Genomic DNA, 16,896 nt, shown 5'->3' with positions numbered 1-16,896 from the left:
ACAACAAAGTTAACGTTACAGTGCCGGCGGCAAAGCGATTGCTTGTGGCGTTAATGAAGCGCTATGGCTTTGCTCCCAAACGGATCATCACCGATAAGCTCCGCTCCTACGGTGCAGCAAAGGCAGAAGTGGCACCTGGCCTTGACCATTGGTCGCACAAGGGCCTCAATAATCGGGCCGAAAATAGCCATCTGCCGTTTAGGAAACGGGAGCGAACCATGCAAGGTCATCGGTCACCTGGAGCGTTGCAACGGTTCGTCTCCATGCACTCAGCGACCCGCAATTGTTTCTCTGTTCCATCTCGTCGCCGAGCCGCACACACAATTCGCTACCATCGCCTCGAAGCTTTCGATGCATGGAAAATTGCGGCCTGTTTCGCCTGAATATCTACGAGCCCCTGGCCTTTCCGGCCAGAGAAACTTAACGTGACAACACCACTGTCTCGTATGATACGTCGATTCCACGCTCAAGCAGCATTTCCTCAACTTCACGCAGACTAAGGTTGAACCGCAGATAAAGCCACACCGCATGAGCAATAATCTGTGGCGGAAAACGGTGACGCTTGAAGATGATAACTGATGTCTGCATCGCCAAAATTTACGCCCAAACCGTCAGGCAGGCAACTGTAGCCCAGTTAACGTGACAACACCATCGGCGCAGTTCGCATGGTTTATGGGAGCACGAGATTTATCGACAGTCCCCGTCGAACCGGGATATACCTAAAATACCACCCGGCCGCATCAAGCGCATGGCGCAGGCACTTTGCTTCGCTGCATAATGTACAAAGTCGAGCTTAGATTAGACCACAATGTCAATTCCGGACGCATGTGCCAGCGCGCTGTTCCAGAATTTCCACAGCCTGATCAAGCCGGCCGATACCCGCCAGCCCACCCTGATCCGCAAAGTTTGCCGCAGCCGTCATCTTCGGTCCCATAGATCCGGCAGGAAGATCGAGTACGCGTGCCTCGTCGGGGGCCAGCGAGGCGATCGCTGCTTCGGTCGGGGTGCCGAAATCGCGATAGACCGCGTCCACATCGGTCAAAAGCAGAAGGGCATCGGCATCCAGTTGCTGCGCGAGTAGCGCACTGGCGGCGTCCTTGTCGATCACCGCCTCGATGCCGCTCATGCATCCATCACGCTGCCGAAGCACCGGAATGCCACCACCTCCGGTGCAGATCACGATCACTTCCCGGTCCAGCAAGAGCTGTAGCACACGAATGTCGGGGATCTCTTTCGGCATAGGCGAGGGCACGACACGGCGCCACTTGTCGCCATCCGGCGCGATGGTCCAGCCGAAGGCCTTGGCGCGAGCCTCGGCTTCGGCGCGCTCATAGACCGGGCCGATGAACTTAGTGGGCTTATGAAAGGCTGGGTCGTCCGCGTCCACGATCACTTGGGTCAGGAGCGTGGCGACAGGCCGCCTGTGGCCCAGTGCGTTCTCCAACTCCTGTTCGATCATGTAGCCGATCATGCCGCCAGTCTCGGCCCCGAGTACATCCAGTGGATAGGCTTCGTCGGGCTTGTAGGCCGCACCCTGAAGCGCCAGTAGTCCGACCTGCGGACCGTTCCCGTGCGTGATGACCAGCCGGTGCCCCGCCTCGACGAGGCGGGCCAGCGCACGCGCGGCCTGGCGGACATTGGCCCGCTGGTTGTCCGCAGTAAGAGGCTCCCCGCGCCTGAGAAGCGCATTCCCGCCAAGTGCAGCCACGACTAACATACTCAGCCCCCTAGAGTGGCGACCAGAACCGCCTTGATCGTGTGCAGCCGGTTCTCGGCCTGATCGAAGACGATTGAGGCCGGGCTTTCAAAGACCTCCTCGGTTACTTCCATACAGTCGAGGCCGAACTCGTCCTTGATCTGTTGGCCGACCGTCGTTTCGGTGTTGTGGAACGCGGGCAAGCAATGCATGAACCTGGTGCGCGGGTTGCCGGTCTTCTTCATCACATCGGCGTTGACCTGATAGGGCATTAGCAGTGCGATGCGGTCGGCCCACTTCTCCTTGGCTTCGCCCATCGAAAGCCAGACATCTGTATAGACGAAATCCGCGCCCTTTACGCCTTCGTCGATGGAATCGGTCAAAGTGATCCGCGCGCCAGTGTCATTGGCGACCGCCTTTGCATAGTCCTGGATCTCTGTCGTGGGCCAGAGCGTGCGGGGTGCGCAAAGTCGCACATCCATGCCCATCTTGGCACCGCCGATCAGCAGGCTGTCACCCATGTTGTTGCGCGCATCGCCGAGGAAGCAATAAGCCACCTCGCGCAATGGCTTTTCGGCATGTTCCTGCATAGTCAGGAAATCCGCAAGAATCTGGGTTGGATGGAACTCGTCAGTCAATCCGTTGTACACCGGCACGCCGGACCATTGCGCCAGAGTCTGCACGACCTCCTGTCCGAAACCACGGTACTCAATCGCATCATAGACACGACCCAGAACGCGGGCTGTGTCCTTGACTGTCTCCTTATGGCCCATGTGGTTTCCGGACGGGCCCAGATAGGTCACGGTCGCACCCTGATCATGCGCCGCCACCTCGAAGCCGACGCGGGTGCGGGTACTGTCCTTCTCAAAGATCAGTGCGATCTCCTTGCCTCTGAGCGTCGGAACCTCGGTCCCCGTGTACTTCGCAGTCTTGAGGTCGGCGGAGAGCTTGAGAAGGTAGCCGATCTCCTGTGGCGTGTCCGTCGTCGAATGATTTGAGACTATTTGTGCTTTTGAAGATTGGAGTTTCCGGCTCGGTTTGGGGTTTGATTTAAGCGGCTTTGGCTTGGTGGTTCAAGCGGCGTTTTTTGATCGTGTCTCGTTTGATCCTTTCGCGTTCGAGCAGGATGGTCTGTCCGCGTCCGAAGTAGACGTCGGCGGGAGTGAGATTGTCGAGGCTCTCATGGTAACGGCGATGATTGTAATGCTCAACGAAGGCTGCAATCTGGGCTTCGAGGTCCTCCTTGAAGAAGTAGTTTTCAAGCAGGATGCGGTTCTTCAGCGTCTGGTGCCAGCGTTCGATTTTCCCTTGCGTCTGCGGGTGGCCGGGAGCGCCGTGAACCTGGTCGATCTTGTATTTCTCCAGCCATTCGCCGAGATCGGAGGCGACGTAACACGAACCGTTGTCCGACAGCAGACGCGGCCGGTGCTCAACCTTGACCTTGTCACAGCCTGAGGCGGCCAATGCAAGATCGAGTGTATCGGTGACGTCATCCACCTTCATGCTGGTGCACAGCTTCCAGGCGATGATGTAGCGGGAGTAGTCATCGAGGATGGTCGATAGGTAAAACCATCCCCAGCCGATGACCTTCAGGTAGGTGAAGTCGGTTTGCCACATCTCGTTCGGCCTCGTGGTCTTGTCCTTGAACTCGTCATTGGCCTTGATGACAATATAGGCTGGCGACGTGATCAGGTCGTGAGCCTTGAGTAAGCGATAGACCGAAGCCTCTGATACAAAATAACTTTCCGTATCAGTGAACTTCACCGCCAGTTCACGCGGTGACAGGTCGGCATGATCGAGCGCCAGTGCGATGATGCGATCCCGGATATCGTCAGGGATACGATTCCACACCCGCGAAGGTGCGGACGTCCGGTCTTCCAGCCCCTCGACACCGTAGGTCTGGAAGCGATCATACCATCGATAGAAGGTCGGCCTTGGAATGCCCAGCTTTTCCAGCGTCTGCCTGGCTGACAAATGCGACTGCTCGACAAGCCGGATGATCTCATGCTTTTCGGAGGCGGGATATCTCATTCGTCGTCGCCCCCATCCCCGATCATGCTTTTTTTGAGCAGGCGGTTTTCCAGGGTGACGTCGGCCAGCGCCTCCTTCAGGTCACGGCTTTCACGACGCAGCGCTTTTACTTCGTCGCTGGTGGCAGAACGGGCGGTGTCGCCTGCAAGACGCTTCTTGCCTGCCTCGAGGAATTCTTTCGACCAGCTATAATAAAGGCTCTCGGCGATCCCCTCACGGCGGCAGATCGCAGCAATGCTGTCTTCCCCGCGCAGACCTTCCAGAACAATACGGATTTTATCCTCGGCCGAATAATGTTTACGCGTGGCACGACGGATATCTTTGATCGTCCTCTCCGCAGAAGACGTTTGGGGAACGGGTTTCTGTCTCATCTTTGCGTCCTTTGATAAAGCTATGATGAGCCAAAAATCCTCTCTTCTTAATTAAACCAGTTTTGTCTCAAAGGCGCTGATGTCGGACAGTTTACGCGTGGCACGACGGATATCTTTGATCGTCCTCTCCGCAGAAGACGTTTGGGGAACGGGTTTCTGTCTCATCTTTGCGTCCTTTGATAAAGCTATGATGAGCCAAAAATCCTCTCTTCTTAATTAAACCAGTTTTGTCTCAAAGGCGCTGATGTCGGACAGTTCGGCTCTAGGGCGATGCCACCCATTATAAATGTTGTCTGGGATCGGGGGAATGGCGACCTCACACTGAACCATGCAATAAGGCCTCGACAAATCATGCTCGGTGGGCTCAGTATTGAAATGGCTCCAGTTCGATACGCCCACGGAGATTATGCTTTACAACTGCGATGGCGAAGTTCGATTGTGGGAGTATTTATGAAGGATGCGACGAGGGATGTAAATGGGTTTTGTTCTTAGTGATGCGTTACTTCGTATTCAAAATGAAATTCTGGAAGCCGTGGCCTACGGTGCAGCTATTAAAGATGTCGGCGACCTCTTGTGCCGTCGAGTTGAAGTCCTTTCGCCCGGTGTAACAGGCTCTATCCTGTTGGTAGATCTGGCCGGAACACTGCGTCCTCTCGCAGGCCCCAGTCTACCAACGGAGTATTCGTCAACGCTTGAGGGTTTGGCTATCGGTCCGTCCCAAGGGTCTTGTGGGACGGCCGCGTTTCGGGGGGAGCCTGTCGTTGTCACCGATATCGCTACGGATCCACTCTGGGAAGATTCAAAAAAATTGGCCCTCCCGTATGGATTAAAAGCATGTTGGTCCAGTCCAATTAAGACTCGCGACGGCCGTGTGGTTGGAACGTTCGCGTTCTACTATAAAGCAATCCGGGGACCAAGCGAGGTCGAGGAGCGAATCGTTGAGACGTGTACGCACGTATGCTCAATCGCAATTGAGCATGAGGCACTACAGGATCGCAACCGCCAACTTATTTCTTATGACGAACTGACTGGACTTTTTAATCGACGATACTTTAACGAGTTAATACATCAAAGAGTTGCGACGCAACTTCCCTTTGGCCTTTTGTTCGCGGATATAAATGATCTCAAAAGCGTCAACGATACGATGGGCCATGTTTTCGGCGACATGCTTATAAGTAGCGTTGCGAGACGGATTAGTTCAGTTGACGAACGCTTTTTCACCTGCCGGTGGGGAGGCGATGAGTTTGCTATTATCATTGACGGTTGCAACTCGTCGGATTCCCTGCAGGATGCGGCCCACCAAATATTGTGCCAAACCGATGGGATCGTGAAATTCGGCGACACCAGTGTCACGCATAACATTACTATAGGCGGTGCACGCTTTGGCGTTCATGGATTGGATGCTAATATCCTGTGCCAAAACACTGACCTTGCCCTTTGTCACGCCAAGGAAACAAATCGTGGTGGCTTTGTAGAATTCGATCAGAAGCTACGGACATCAATCACCCATCGCGTCAATACCTTACGTAAAGTTGATCGAGCCTTGGCTGAGCACCGAGTATTGGCTCACTATCAACCCATCGTAGAATTAGATTCGAATGAAATCATAGGCTTGGAGGGGTTGGCGCGAATAATAACACGGGATAATCGGATCGTTCCGGCTAGCGCATTCTCGACAGCCTTTGTCGACCCACAAATTTCATATCAGATCACTGGGTGTGTGTTGTCGCATGTCGCGACTGACATTCGTGGTTGGCTTGATGCAGGAATTCCTTTCAAGCACGTTGGCGTAAATATAACAACCGCAGACTTCCTTCGAGGCAATCTTGAAGAGAGAATTGTGCGGTGCCTAGGCAAAGCCGGCGTGTCTCTAGATCACATCGTTCTTGAAGTGAACGAGGCGGTATTCATGGACAAGGAGGGCGTGGTGGTCAAGACGGTCGAAGCGTTGCGCAAGCGGGGAATGTTAGTTGCCCTGGATGATTTCGGCACGGGATTTGCTTCCCTCACACATCTTATGACGGTTCCGGTCGACATCATCAAAATCGACAAATCCTTCGTCAGCCGCCTCGATGATACTGGCTCCGGTTCAATCATTATTGAAGCGATCTTGCAGATTGGGCGAAGACTCCACAAGAAGGTTGTCGTCGAGGGCATAGAAACCGATGAACAAGCCCGTACTCTTAAAAAACTAGGATGTAATCTCGGTCAAGGCTACCTTTTCTCCAGGCCAGTGCCGCCGAGAGAAATTGAGATGCTCTTGACTGCAGGGATTGGCGTATGAACAAGATGGCAGTTGTTGTTGCGTTAAGTTTGTCAATCTATCCTATTGGACTTGATGTGGTGGACGGATGGCATTGCGTTAACTGATTTTTGCTGAGCGCGGTGATATTCGGCTTTTTTTTGTTGCGATCAATCACAGACAATTGCCTTCGTCGAGGTTGCATATAATATTACGATGCAACTTAACAATACGGGAGGCTTTTATGCGTAAGATTCTAATCGGGATATTTGTGGTAATAATAACCACAGGATCAGCGTTCGCCCATGGCGGTGGAACCGATGCGAATGGGTGCCACACGAACCACAAGACAGGCGTTTATCACTGCCATTGAGCGCCACACCTCAATTTGAGTGATCGAGCCCGTTCGGCATAAGCTGTGGCGGGCTTTTTCGTGCAATGATTCTCTATCTTGGCTACTACGGTGCGGGTTGGATACAACCCAGCTAGAATTGACTTTGACCGCCTAACCACCCAAATAGCTGTGAGTGTTGGCTTCGATGCATATAATTGCCACACGTAGCAACATTTTGCCCGACGCAACAATTCCCTCATATACGCCCGATCTGGATATTAATCAGAAACTGACGCTGAGCTTGGCATTGAATCCATTCTGCTTCGCGCCGGAAGCAAACTGGCCGTTATAGGAGAAACCGAGTGTGGCGTCTTCGGTCAGCTTGAAATCAAGCCCTGCTTCTATGAGAGCGGCATTTTCGGCAATCGGAAGCCCGAAGACTGTGAAGGCGTCCGAGCCGATGAAGCTCGCGGTGGAAACCGGCGTGATGTCGCCATAGGCGTGTCGCCAGCCAAGATCGGTCCGTGCCGTTGCCGTGATGCCGCCCAGAACAAACTCTGTTGACGCGCGAAGGCCGAGTGTCGAGAAGCTGGTATCTGTCTTACCGGAATGAGCGGATAGCGATGCTGCGGTCTGGCCCTTTTCATCAAATCCGTCGGTCTTTAGACGAACATAGGCAAGACCCGCATAAGGCTCGAACAGCGCATTGCCATAGTGGATTTTATAGCCAAGCTCGCCGAAGACCTGGAAACTACCCGCATCGTAATCACCGGTCAAATTGTCGGCAAAGCCGGGGAAAGCGACAGAACGGTTCATGTCGATATTATGCCATGTATAGGCGAGACCGGATCGAAATGCCAGGGCATGACCATTATCAAGTGTCCATTCGGTTCCCGCATAGGCACCGAGGGTGTAATTATCGCTGCTGCCCGATGAAGCACGATCATCCATATCGAAACTGGAATGGCTGTAGCCGGCGAGAAGGCCGAGACGCCATGTGTCGAGGACAGTACCGTCGATACCGGTGACAAAGCCGCCAACAGATGATTTTACCGATCCCGCATTGCCATTGCTATCCTGTCTCGTCCATGCGCCATAGGCATAGCCCCAGGCGGTATAGAGATTTTGAGCCGAAGCAATGCTGGCAGGGGCCACGGTATCAATAGCGGAGGCAGAAGCCGATACATGTCTCTGCGATCCGGCATAGGACAGCGCATTGATCTGGGTTGCTGGAGCGCCGCCAAACGCCTGCTGCAACCGACCAAGGGCTGCATTGCGGATAAACCGGCTGTCGTTGATCAGTACGCCTTTCGCGGAAGCGTAAGCCTCACCGGAAAGGTTGTCGAAGGTCGCACGCGCCTCATCAGCCGATAGCATCAACAGGGTATTGTACAAGGCCAGCGACGAACCCGTCTGCTCCAGCGTATCCAGGTCGCCAGCGGTCGCATATTGATTGCGGGTCTGAGCGACCGGGTTTTGTCGCAAATTTTTCAGTTCTGTTGAGCTATGTCAGGATCGTTGCATTTAACTGAATGAGGTGGAAGCGGATGGCGGTGGATTTCAAAGGTACTCACTTCCCGAAAAGTGTCATTCTTTACGCCGTTTTCTTCTATGTCCGCTATTCAGTTTCATATCGCGATCTGCAGGAGATTATGGCTGAACGTGGTGTCGAGGTTGACCATGCAACCTTGAACCGTTGGGTTGTTCGTTACGCGCCGCAGATTGCTGCGCAGGCACAAAAACGTAAACGCACAACGCTTGGCTCATGGCGTGTTGACGAGACCTATATAAAGGTCAAAGGGAAATGGACGTATTTGTATCGAGCGGTTGATCGTGAGGGGCAAACCCTTGATTTCATGCTCTCTGAGCGCCGAGATTTCGGCGCTGCAAGGCGTTTCTTTATGAAAACCATCGCAAGCAATGGTATTCCGCACAAGATTGTCATTGATAAAAGCGGAGCCAATCTGGCTGGTGCGCAGGCTGTAAACAACATCCTGAAAATCACCGGTACAGGTAAAATGATCGAAATTCTTCAGGTCAAATATCTCAACAATATTCTTGAACAGGACCATCGCTTCATCAAGCGGATTACAAAACACACATTGGGCTTCAAGGCGTTTCACAGCGCTTCAGCAACAATTGCTGGCATCGAAGTGGCGCATATGATCCGCAAGAAGCAGTTCGCCAACAATAATCGCTCGCCATTCCAGCTCTTTGCGGAGCTCGCAGCATAAGTGCGTCCGGAGATACGGCCGCCTTTAATGTGATGAAAATTTTGCGACACAGCGCTTCACACTACATGGCCTCGGGTATCGTATGGCGAAGGATCGAACCAGAGATCAATTTGAACTTAGCAATCGTTTTGCCGACAATGAGACCCCGATCAATCGCGACACAACTCTTCTACGAAATTCTTAAAGAAGAGGTGGCGAGTTCAATTCAACTTAAATGAACTGGCCACCTCTTCTTCCACAGATAGAATATTCTGTTTCGCTCTCAACGATCCAATCGCCTTTAACGGATCTTTCTCACAGGAAAAAGAATCCCAAACCAAATCAACAAACTGCTTGTTGCTAATCGTTCGGAAATTGCCATTCGCATATTCCGTGCCGCCAATGAACTTGGCATCAAGACTGTGGTGGACTGGGTAGAAGAAGACAAATAAGCGCTTCACCGCTTTAAGGCAGATGAATCCTATCAGGTCGGGCGTGGTCCACATCTGGGCAAAGAACTGTGGCCTATCGAAGCCTATCTATCGATCAACGAAGTCATCCGTATCGCCAAGATGTCAGGGGCTTACGCTATCCACCCGGGCTACGGTCTGCTTTCCGAAAGCCCCGAATTCGCCGATGCCTGCGCAGAGGCTGGGATCACCTTTATCGGCCCCAAGCCTGAAACCATGCGCCGTCTCGGGAACAAGGTGGCGGCGCGCAATCTGGCTGTCGAGGTCGGCGTGCCAGTTGTCCCTGCGACCGAGCCTTTGCCTGACGACATGAAAGAAGTTGCACGGCTTGCGGCAGAGGTCGGCTATCCGCTGATGCTGAAGGCGTCCTGGGGCGGCGGCGGTGGCGGTATGCGCGTCATTCGCGCAGAGGCTGATCTGGCGCGCGAGGTGACCGAAGCCAAGCGCGAGGCCAAGGCTGCATTCGGCACGGACGAAGTCTATCTGGAAAAGCTTGTCGAGCGCGCCCGCCACGTCGAGGTGCAGGTACTGGGCGATACCCATGGCAATGCCGTGCATCTGTTTGAACGGGACTGTTCGATCCAGCGCCGTAACCAGAAGGTTGTCGAGCGCGCACCCGCACCGTATCTCGACGATGCAAAGCGGCAGGAACTGGCAGACTATGCGCTGAAAATCGCGCACGCGACCTACTATATCGGTGCCGGCACGGTCGAATTCCTCATGGATGCCGACAGTGAAAGGTTCTATTCCATCGAGGTCAATCCGCGCATTCAGGTCGAGCACACGGTTACCGAACAGGTGACCGGCATCGATATCGTGCAGGCGCAGATCAAGATTCTCGTAGGGCCTGCCATAGGCACACCGGAATCAGGCGTGCCGCGCCAAGAGAATATCCGTCTCAACACCCATGCCCTGCAATGTCGCATTACCACGGAATATCCGGAGCAAAATTTCATCCCCGACTATAGTCGCATCATCGCTTACCGCGGTGCGACAGGTTTCGGCATTCGCCTCGATGGGGTTATGTCGCAAATTTATCATGATGTTAGAAGCGGCCAGATCTTCAGACGCAATTATGCTGCGAGCTCCGCAAAGACTTTAAATGGCGAGCGGTTGTCATTTGCGAACTGCTTCTTACGGATCATATGCGCCACTTCTATGCCCGCGATTGTCGCTGCGGCTGAATGAAACGCCTTAAAGCCCATCATCGGTTTGGTAATTCGCTTGATAAACCGGTGATCCTGCTCAAGGATGTTGTTGAGAGGTGTTGTCACGTTAAGTTTCTCTGGCCGGAAAGGCCAGGGGCTCGTAGATATTCAGGCGAAACAGGCCGCAATTTTCCATGCATCGAAAGCTTCGAGGCGATGGTAGCGAATTGTGTGTGCGGCTCGGCGACGAGATGGAACAGAGAAACAATTGCGGGTCGCTGAGTGCATGGAGACGAACCGTTGCAACGCTCCAGGTGACCGATGACCTTGCATGGTTCGCTCCCGTTTCCTAAACGGCAGATGGCTATTTTCGGCCCGATTATTGAGGCCCTTGTGCGACCAATGGTCAAGGCCGGGTGCCACTTCTGCCTTTGCTGCACCGTAGGAGCGGAGCTTATCGGTGATGATCCGTTTGGGAGCAAAGCCATAGCGCTTCATTAACGCCACAAGCAATCGCTTTGCCGCCCTTTTATCACGCCGCTTCTGCAAGATTTCTTCGAGAACGGAGCCATGTTGATCCACCGCACGCCAAAGCCAGAATTTTTCTCCAGCGCATTTGACGACCACTTCGTCCAAATACCAAACATCGCCGGGGCGCGCCTGACGCCGCCGCAAGTTGCGTGTGATCTGGGGGCCGAACTTGGCGATCCAACGACGAACTGTCTCGTATGATACGTCGATTCCACGCTCAAGCAGCATTTCTTCAACTTCACGCAGACTAAGGTTGAACCGCAGATAAAGCCACACCGCATGAGCAACGATCTGTGGCGGAAAACGGTGACGCTTGAAGATGATATCTGATGTCTGCATCGCCAAAATTTACGCCCAAACCGTCAGGCAGGCAACTGCAGCCCAGTTAACGTGACAACACCGGGTCGGGCTAATGTCCGCAAATACCCCCGCAAATGTTAAGGCGACGCTACCCTTCAGTCTCCTAAATCCGCTCCAAATGGACAACCTCTTGAAAGCTCACAGCTAGTTGGATGGACGAAGCCCATTTATCTGGATATTCACGATCTCTTTGGCCAAGGCAATTTTGTCGTTCTCAGTTTGAATGCTTCTCGGCTGATACCAGATGGACAACCAGTTGATCGCGCCGAGTACGGCTTTGGCAGCTATCGATACATCGACCTCCCGAATACTGCCGTCATCGATCCCGTCGCGAATTATCTGCTTGAACAAATCCTCGAACCGGCGTCGGATGGAAATAAGCTCGTTGAGTGTGCGGCGTTGATCTGGCGTGGTTGCCGCCAGTTTGTGCATATGGACGCCTTGCACCACCACGGCTTCGAAAGCGACGTTGGTCATCATGGCTAGCGCATGCGCCATGAGCATCTCCTCAAGTCGGTGCAGGCCCGAGCCGTTCATCGTCATGACCGGTTCGACAGCCTTGAACAGTCGATCCATACCTTCACGATGCACGTCGAAGAACAAATCCGTCTTCGATGAGTAGTAGTGATAAATGCGCCCTTTGGTCGAACCCATCCTGCGCGCCACATCATCGATGCTTGTTGTGGCGAAGCCTTGCTCCATGAAGCACTGAGCGGCGGTTTCCAGGATTAAGACATTTCCGGTACTGTCCGTTCGGTTATTTCGGCGGCTGTCAGCCATCTTCTACTCCGATTTATGCATAGGTAAGCGGCAGCCTAGCCTAGCAAATTTCGATGCCAAAATGCCACTAGACAAAGCCATGTTCAAGTGCATACTACTCAGTATGTTGTTGATTAATGCGGCTACAGTCCATTTCTCGACGCCTGGAGGATGTAATTTTGGAAATTAGCCCTAATTCTGCTGCGTCAGCACTCATTGCAAACGCAGAACGCCAGCTCCTGTACTCGGACTGGATCAAGATCGATCAACAGCTTGTGGATCGGTTTGCGGACGTGATCGATGATCATCAATTCATTCACACAGACCCGGAACGCGCAGCGACGGAAAGTGTTTTTGGTGGCACTATTGCACACGGTTTTCTCGTGCTTGGCCTGTTGACCAAGCTCAGTCGTGAGGTTTTGCCGGAGGTTGCCGCGGGTACGGTTGAAATCAATTATGGCTTCGACAAAGTCCGCTTTCTCGCGCCGGTGAAGGTGGGTTCTTTCATTCGTGGTGCGTTCAATTCGAAATCTGTTCAGCCGAAGGGCAATGGCCAGCTCCAGATCCTTGGAGCGACTGTTGAAATCAAAGACGAAACCAAGCCAGCACTCGCCGCTGACTGGCTCATACTGACAGTAGGTTGAAGATCACATGGCCATTTCTTTTGAAAATCGTGTTGTAATTGTAACGGGTGCAGGCGGCGGGCTTGGGCGCGCTTATGCCCTCGAACTGGCAGCGCGCGGCGCAAAGGTCGTCGTGAACGATTTCGGTGGCAGCCGCGACGGCACCGGCGGGGCATCGGAGGCAGCCGAAAAGGTCGTTGCGGAAATTCGATCCAAGGGCGGTGTCGCCATTGCCGACGCTGGCAACGTCACGAAGTTCGAAGACATGCAGGCGCTGGCGAAGCACACGGTCGAAGAATTCGGTCGCATTGATATTCTCATCAACAATGCCGGGATTTTGCGCGACAAGAGCTTTGCGAAAATGGAAATGTGCGATTTTGGCGCCGTGGTAGACGTGCACCTTATTGGCTCGGCCAATGCCAGTCGCGCTGTGTGGGACATCATGAAAGGCCAGAACTATGGCCGCATCCTGATGACGACTTCCACGTCGGGCGTTTATGGGAATTTCGGCCAGTCCAACTATGGTGCGGCCAAGGCGGGACTCGTCGGCCTGATGAATGTGTTGCATTTTGAAGGCGACAAATACGACATCCATGTCAATGCAATTGCGCCCACGGCTGCAACGCGCATGACCGGTGACGTGCTGGATGAAGAAATGCTGGTGCGTCTCGCACCTGAAAATGTCGTTCCCGCTGCTCTCTTCCTTGTCAGCGAACAGGCGCCAAGCCGCACAGTGCTTCTGGCAGGGGCCGGAACTGTGGCCCGTATGGCGATTGTGGAAAGTGAAGGCGTTTATCTGCCGAAAAGCGAGCGGACACCGGAAGCCGTTGCTGCTGCGTTCACAAAGATTGACGACATGACCAATTTCATCGAGACTGACGCTGGTTTGGCGCATGTGGATCGCATCATCGCGACGTCGCGTGCTAATGAGGTTATCGAATGACGGCCTCCAAAGCGCGCCCGAAGGCTGAACCCCGGTCAGGCTACCGGGAGTTCTACAAGATGCAGACGCGCTGGAGCGATATGGACATTTATGGCCACGTCAACAATGTGGTCTATATGCAATATTGCGATGCAGCATTGAACCGGTCGCTTATTGCGTCTGGTGCTCTGGAGCTGAATGGCTCCAGCCCCATTGGTATCGTTGCACGCAATTCAACGAATTATTTCTCCGAGATTTCCTATCCTGACAATGTCGTTGTCGGGGTTCGTGTCGAGCATATCGGCAATACCAGTCTGCTGTGGGGATTTGGCATCTTCAAGGATAGCGAAGAGCTGACCGCTGCTGTAAGTGAATATGTGCATGTCTATGTAGACCGAGACACGCGACGGCCTGTTCCGCTGACCCCGGAACTGAGAGAATTAGCTGAAAGGCTTTACGTTCCAGCGTCAGTGGAGGAGCTCTGATGAGAGAAGCTGTAATCGTATCAACTGCGCGCACACCGATTGGCAAAGCCTATCGTGGAGCCTTCAACGACACGACTGCGCCAGCGCTGGCTGGCCATGCGATTGCCGCTGCCGTCAAGCGCGCGGGCATTGATGGCGCGGAAGTAGAGGATGTGGTTCTCGGTGCTGCGCTTCAGCAAGGCACGACCCACATGAATATCGCCCGCACGTCCTTGTTGCGGGCTGGCCTTCCGGTTTCAGTTCCTGGCCAGTCGATGGATCGTCAATGCGCGTCGGGGCTGATGGCTATCGCAACAGCCGCCAAGCAGATCACCGGCGATGGTATGACGATTGCCATTGGCGGTGGCGTGGAGCAGATCTCGCTCGTGCAGAACGAGCATATGAACGTCTATCGCTGGCGTGATCCCTGGCTGACGGAGCATCTGCCCGCCACCTATATGAGCATGATCGAGACGGCGGAGATCGTTTCGGCGCGGTATGGTATATCGCGCGAGGCGCAGGATGAATATGCGCTGCAATCGCAGCAGCGCACTGCGGCTGCACAGGCCGCAGGCCGCCTGAACGCCGAGATTGTCCCGATCCAATCCACGATGCTTGTCAAGGACAAGGCTACGGGCGAGGTCTCCGCGAAAACCGTTGAGCTGGCCATGGACGAAGGTAATCGCCCCGAAACCACACTGGAAGGCTTGCGCGGGTTGAAGCCGGTCTTTTCCGGGGGGCAAACAATATCGCAGGGTGGCTTTATTACCGCAGGTAACGCCTCGCAGCTGTCGGACGGTGCTTCCGCGTCCGTGCTGATGGAAGCGAAGGAAGCGGAAAAGCGTGGCCTGTCTCCGCTCGGTATTTGTCGCGGGATGGCCGTTGCGGGATGCGAGCCCGACGAGATGGGCATTGGTCCGGTTTATGCCGTGCCAAAGCTGCTAAAGCAGCATGGCCTGACGGTCGATGATATCGATCTGTGGGAGCTGAACGAGGCCTTCGCAGCACAGGTGCTTTATTGCCGCTATAAGCTTGGTATCGACAATGAGAAGCTCAACGTGAATGGCGGCGCTATTTCGATTGGCCATCCTTACGGAATGTCGGGTGCGCGTATGACAGGGCATGTCCTCATCGAAGGCAAGCGGCGCAATGGACGTTATGTGGTTGTGACCATGTGCGTTGGCGGCGGCATGGGCGCAGCAGGCCTGTTTGAGATTTGTTGATTGAAACGAAAAAAGGCCGCTTCAAGCGGCCTCAGACCGCTGACAAACCCCGTCATTTTTTTGGCGGGGTTTTATTTTGTGTTGAGCTGCGAGATGGATCGGCTGTTTTGACCAGGCCGTTCAGATGCCCCTTTTCTCATGTGGGGCTTGGTTGGCTGGCCTTGGTGAGGGCGATTGCGATCTTCTTGATGTTCTGGGCGGCTGCGGCCAGCAGGCACTGGCATTGGACGCGCACGAGACTTCGGAGGCGGCATAGCGGTGGCCATGCAGTTGCTTGGCATCGGCGAAGGAACGTTCGACGGTCTCCTTGCGGCGCTTGTAGATCGCTTTGCCCCAGGTGGTGAGGCGATGGCTATCGATGCGCTGGCGGGCATCGGCCCAGACATGACGGGTGATGGTGCGCACCGCCTTGCTGTTGGATGTGCACGACGCCAGAAGCGGGCAGCCGCCACAGATGGTGGGGTCGGATGTATAGTGCCTGTAGCCGTTGCGGTCGGTGGTGGCGTAGGTGAGAAGCTGGCCTTGCGGGCAACGATAGCCGTCCTGTTCGCTGTCATGGACGAACTTCGACTTACGCATCATGCCGGCTCTGGGTGAGGTCGGATTGCGGTAGCCGGTAACAACGAGAATATCCCTGTTCTCCAGGCCTTTGGCGATACCGGCCGTCGCATAGCCGGCATCCAGCCCGACAGCACCGACGTCGAAGCCGAACCGCTCACGCTGGCGGTCCAGCCGGTCGAGATAGACGATACTGTCATGCACGTTGGCCGGCGTCGCATGGGTGTCGGTGATGATCGCAAGACGGCCATCCACCGTGCGGTGATCCAGATAGAAGAAGCCCTTCGGCTTGCCGTCGCGTACCATGTAGCCGCTGTCGGGATCGGTTCGGCTGACCTTGGTCTGCTTGACCTCGGCTTCGCGCTCCTTTTCCTTCAATGGCTTCTGGCCGTGCAACACCCGCTCGGCTTCGATCGCCAGGTCGAGATCGGCCCAGTAGTCGGAGCGCGACTTGGCCACCATCTCCAGATCGTATTTGCCCTTGTTGGCATTGGCTTTCAGATGCGTCGAGTCGGTATAGAGAACCGTACCGTCGACCAGACCGTGATCTACCGTCTGCTCGACGATATGGTCAAAAATGTTCTGGGCGACCGAAGTGTCGTTGAAGCGCCGGCGGCGGTTCTGGGAAAGCGTCGAGGCATCGAACACGCCATCGGTCAACTTCATCCTCAGAAACCAGCGATAGGCGACATTCACCTCGATCTCGCGCGCCAGCTGACGTTCCGAGCGGATGCCGAACAGGTAGCCGATGAACAGCGCCTTGAACATCAAGGTCGGGTCGAGCGGCGGACGACCGTTGTCGGCGCAATAAAGCCCCGCAACCCGATCATGGATAAAGGAGAAGTCTATCACCGCATCGATCTTGCGAAGCAGATGATCCTTGGGCACCAGGCTGTCGAGCGTCACCATCTCGAGAGCCGTCTGTTCGGGAGCAGGTTTCTTCAACATGAC

General features: G+C 54.5%; 14 protein-coding genes and 4 pseudogenes. 9 read left to right on the top strand and 9 right to left on the bottom strand.

The window, feature by feature from the left end; all coding sequences use genetic code 11:
* Positions 1 to 26 precede the first annotated feature (26 nt).
* A pseudogene (locus tag MKS82_RS28040) lies at positions 27 to 383 on the top strand (DDE-type integrase/transposase/recombinase); the annotation flags it as partial.
* Positions 384 to 435: 52 nt separating this feature from the next.
* On the opposite strand, the pseudogene MKS82_RS28035 reads toward MKS82_RS28040, so the two are convergent.
* From MKS82_RS28035 to MKS82_RS28020, 4 genes and pseudogenes are all read right to left on the bottom strand, one after another.
* Positions 436 to 588 (bottom strand): annotated as a pseudogene (locus tag MKS82_RS28035) (IS6 family transposase); the annotation flags it as partial.
* Between the two features lie 223 nt (positions 589 to 811).
* The gene (gene arcC, locus MKS82_RS28030) at positions 812 to 1,717 is read right to left on the bottom strand and encodes a carbamate kinase (protein ID WP_109989838.1); all 906 of its coding nucleotides are present in this window, start codon (positions 1,715 to 1,717) and stop codon (positions 812 to 814) included.
* Positions 1,718 to 1,719: 2 nt separating this feature from the next.
* Positions 1,720 to 2,700, bottom strand: a complete 981-nt coding sequence (gene argF, locus MKS82_RS28025; RefSeq protein WP_240579654.1) for an ornithine carbamoyltransferase — start codon at positions 2,698 to 2,700, stop codon at positions 1,720 to 1,722.
* A 46-nt stretch (positions 2,701 to 2,746) separates the two neighbouring features.
* Positions 2,747 to 4,098 (bottom strand): IS3 family transposase gene (locus MKS82_RS28020; RefSeq protein ID WP_151616775.1). Its coding sequence is split into 2 segments (ribosomal slippage): positions 2,747 to 3,762 and positions 3,762 to 4,098, totalling 1,353 coding nucleotides; the frame shifts between segments, so codons are not numbered across the junction.
* Between the two features lie 475 nt (positions 4,099 to 4,573).
* Between MKS82_RS28020 and MKS82_RS28015 the strand changes: the two genes are divergently transcribed.
* The gene (locus tag MKS82_RS28015) at positions 4,574 to 6,382 is read left to right on the top strand and encodes a bifunctional diguanylate cyclase/phosphodiesterase (RefSeq protein ID WP_151558911.1); all 1,809 of its coding nucleotides are present in this window, start codon (positions 4,574 to 4,576) and stop codon (positions 6,380 to 6,382) included.
* Between the two features lie 202 nt (positions 6,383 to 6,584).
* Positions 6,585 to 6,713, top strand: a complete 129-nt coding sequence (locus MKS82_RS29730; RefSeq protein WP_151558913.1) for a YHYH domain-containing protein — start codon at positions 6,585 to 6,587, stop codon at positions 6,711 to 6,713.
* 243 nt (positions 6,714 to 6,956) lie between these two features.
* Here the strand turns inward: MKS82_RS29730 and MKS82_RS28010 are convergent, their stop codons facing one another.
* Positions 6,957 to 8,159, bottom strand: coding sequence for an autotransporter domain-containing protein (locus MKS82_RS28010; protein WP_240579571.1), 1,203 nt, complete (start codon positions 8,157 to 8,159; stop codon positions 6,957 to 6,959).
* 62 nt (positions 8,160 to 8,221) lie between these two features.
* Here MKS82_RS28010 and MKS82_RS28005 point away from each other — a divergent pair, with 62 nt between their 5' ends.
* Together MKS82_RS28005 and MKS82_RS28000 are read left to right on the top strand one after the other, a co-directional pair.
* Positions 8,222 to 8,908 (top strand): IS6 family transposase, encoded by a 687-nt coding sequence (locus MKS82_RS28005; protein ID WP_139976359.1) that lies wholly within the window; start codon positions 8,222 to 8,224, stop codon positions 8,906 to 8,908.
* Positions 8,909 to 9,216: 308 nt separating this feature from the next.
* Positions 9,217 to 10,377, top strand: a pseudogene (locus MKS82_RS28000) (ATP-binding protein); the annotation flags it as partial.
* A 53-nt stretch (positions 10,378 to 10,430) separates the two neighbouring features.
* Here the strand turns inward: MKS82_RS28000 and MKS82_RS27995 are convergent.
* The 3 genes and pseudogenes from MKS82_RS27995 to MKS82_RS27985 all read right to left on the bottom strand — a co-directional run.
* A pseudogene (locus MKS82_RS27995) lies at positions 10,431 to 10,619 on the bottom strand (DDE-type integrase/transposase/recombinase); the annotation flags it as partial.
* 54 nt (positions 10,620 to 10,673) lie between these two features.
* Positions 10,674 to 11,375, bottom strand: coding sequence for an IS6 family transposase (locus MKS82_RS27990; protein WP_109365644.1), 702 nt, complete (start codon positions 11,373 to 11,375; stop codon positions 10,674 to 10,676).
* Between the two features lie 165 nt (positions 11,376 to 11,540).
* Entirely contained in the window at positions 11,541 to 12,176 is a 636-nt protein-coding gene (locus tag MKS82_RS27985) for a TetR/AcrR family transcriptional regulator (RefSeq protein ID WP_125303034.1), read from the bottom strand.
* Between the two features lie 164 nt (positions 12,177 to 12,340).
* On the opposite strand from MKS82_RS27985, the gene MKS82_RS27980 reads away from it, so the two are divergent.
* Genes MKS82_RS27980 through MKS82_RS27965 form a run of 4 tightly spaced genes read left to right on the top strand, consistent with a single transcriptional unit; the run spans position 12,341 to position 15,387 of the window.
* On the top strand, positions 12,341 to 12,799 hold the full coding sequence (locus tag MKS82_RS27980) for a MaoC family dehydratase (RefSeq protein ID WP_235824489.1): 459 nt from the start codon (positions 12,341 to 12,343) through the stop codon (positions 12,797 to 12,799).
* Between the two features lie 7 nt (positions 12,800 to 12,806).
* On the top strand, positions 12,807 to 13,721 hold the full coding sequence (locus MKS82_RS27975) for an SDR family NAD(P)-dependent oxidoreductase (RefSeq protein WP_125303028.1): 915 nt from the start codon (positions 12,807 to 12,809) through the stop codon (positions 13,719 to 13,721).
* Entirely contained in the window at positions 13,718 to 14,185 is a 468-nt protein-coding gene (locus tag MKS82_RS27970; RefSeq protein WP_125303025.1) for an acyl-CoA thioesterase, read from the top strand. Before MKS82_RS27975 ends, MKS82_RS27970 begins: the two co-directional genes overlap by 4 nt.
* A complete protein-coding gene (locus tag MKS82_RS27965; RefSeq protein WP_125303023.1) occupies positions 14,185 to 15,387 on the top strand; it encodes an acetyl-CoA C-acyltransferase in 1,203 nt (400 codons plus the stop codon). Before MKS82_RS27970 ends, MKS82_RS27965 begins: the two co-directional genes overlap by 1 nt.
* Positions 15,388 to 15,523: 136 nt before the next feature.
* Here the strand turns inward: MKS82_RS27965 and MKS82_RS27960 are convergent.
* Positions 15,524 to 16,893 (bottom strand): IS1182 family transposase gene (locus MKS82_RS27960; RefSeq protein WP_125303020.1). Its coding sequence is split into 2 segments (ribosomal slippage): positions 15,524 to 15,639 and positions 15,639 to 16,893, totalling 1,371 coding nucleotides; the frame shifts between segments, so codons are not numbered across the junction.
* Positions 16,894 to 16,896 lie beyond the last annotated feature (3 nt).

The organism is Ochrobactrum sp. A-1 (genome assembly GCF_022488005.1).
Taxonomy (GTDB): Bacteria; Pseudomonadota; Alphaproteobacteria; order Rhizobiales; family Rhizobiaceae; genus Brucella.
The sequence above is the reverse complement of the archived record's forward strand: the minus strand, read 5'-3'. Positions and strand labels throughout refer to the sequence as shown.

What these genes read in the sequence shown, in the direction of transcription:
- MKS82_RS27990 (WP_109365644.1), bottom strand. Translation starts at nt 11,375, where the DNA reads ATGCAGACATCAGATATCATCTTCAAGCGTCACCGTTTTCCGCCACAG.
- arcC (WP_109989838.1), bottom strand. Translation starts at nt 1,717, where the DNA reads ATGTTAGTCGTGGCTGCACTTGGCGGGAATGCGCTTCTCAGGCGCGGG.
- MKS82_RS28005 (WP_139976359.1), top strand. Translation starts at nt 8,222, where the DNA reads ATGGCGGTGGATTTCAAAGGTACTCACTTCCCGAAAAGTGTCATTCTT.
- MKS82_RS27970 (WP_125303025.1), top strand. Translation starts at nt 13,718, where the DNA reads ATGACGGCCTCCAAAGCGCGCCCGAAGGCTGAACCCCGGTCAGGCTAC.
- MKS82_RS27975 (WP_125303028.1), top strand. Translation starts at nt 12,807, where the DNA reads ATGGCCATTTCTTTTGAAAATCGTGTTGTAATTGTAACGGGTGCAGGC.
- MKS82_RS28015 (WP_151558911.1), top strand. Translation starts at nt 4,574, where the DNA reads ATGGGTTTTGTTCTTAGTGATGCGTTACTTCGTATTCAAAATGAAATT.
- MKS82_RS27965 (WP_125303023.1), top strand. Translation starts at nt 14,185, where the DNA reads ATGAGAGAAGCTGTAATCGTATCAACTGCGCGCACACCGATTGGCAAA.
- MKS82_RS27985 (WP_125303034.1), bottom strand. Translation starts at nt 12,176, where the DNA reads ATGGCTGACAGCCGCCGAAATAACCGAACGGACAGTACCGGAAATGTC.
- MKS82_RS29730 (WP_151558913.1), top strand. Translation starts at nt 6,585, where the DNA reads ATGCGTAAGATTCTAATCGGGATATTTGTGGTAATAATAACCACAGGA.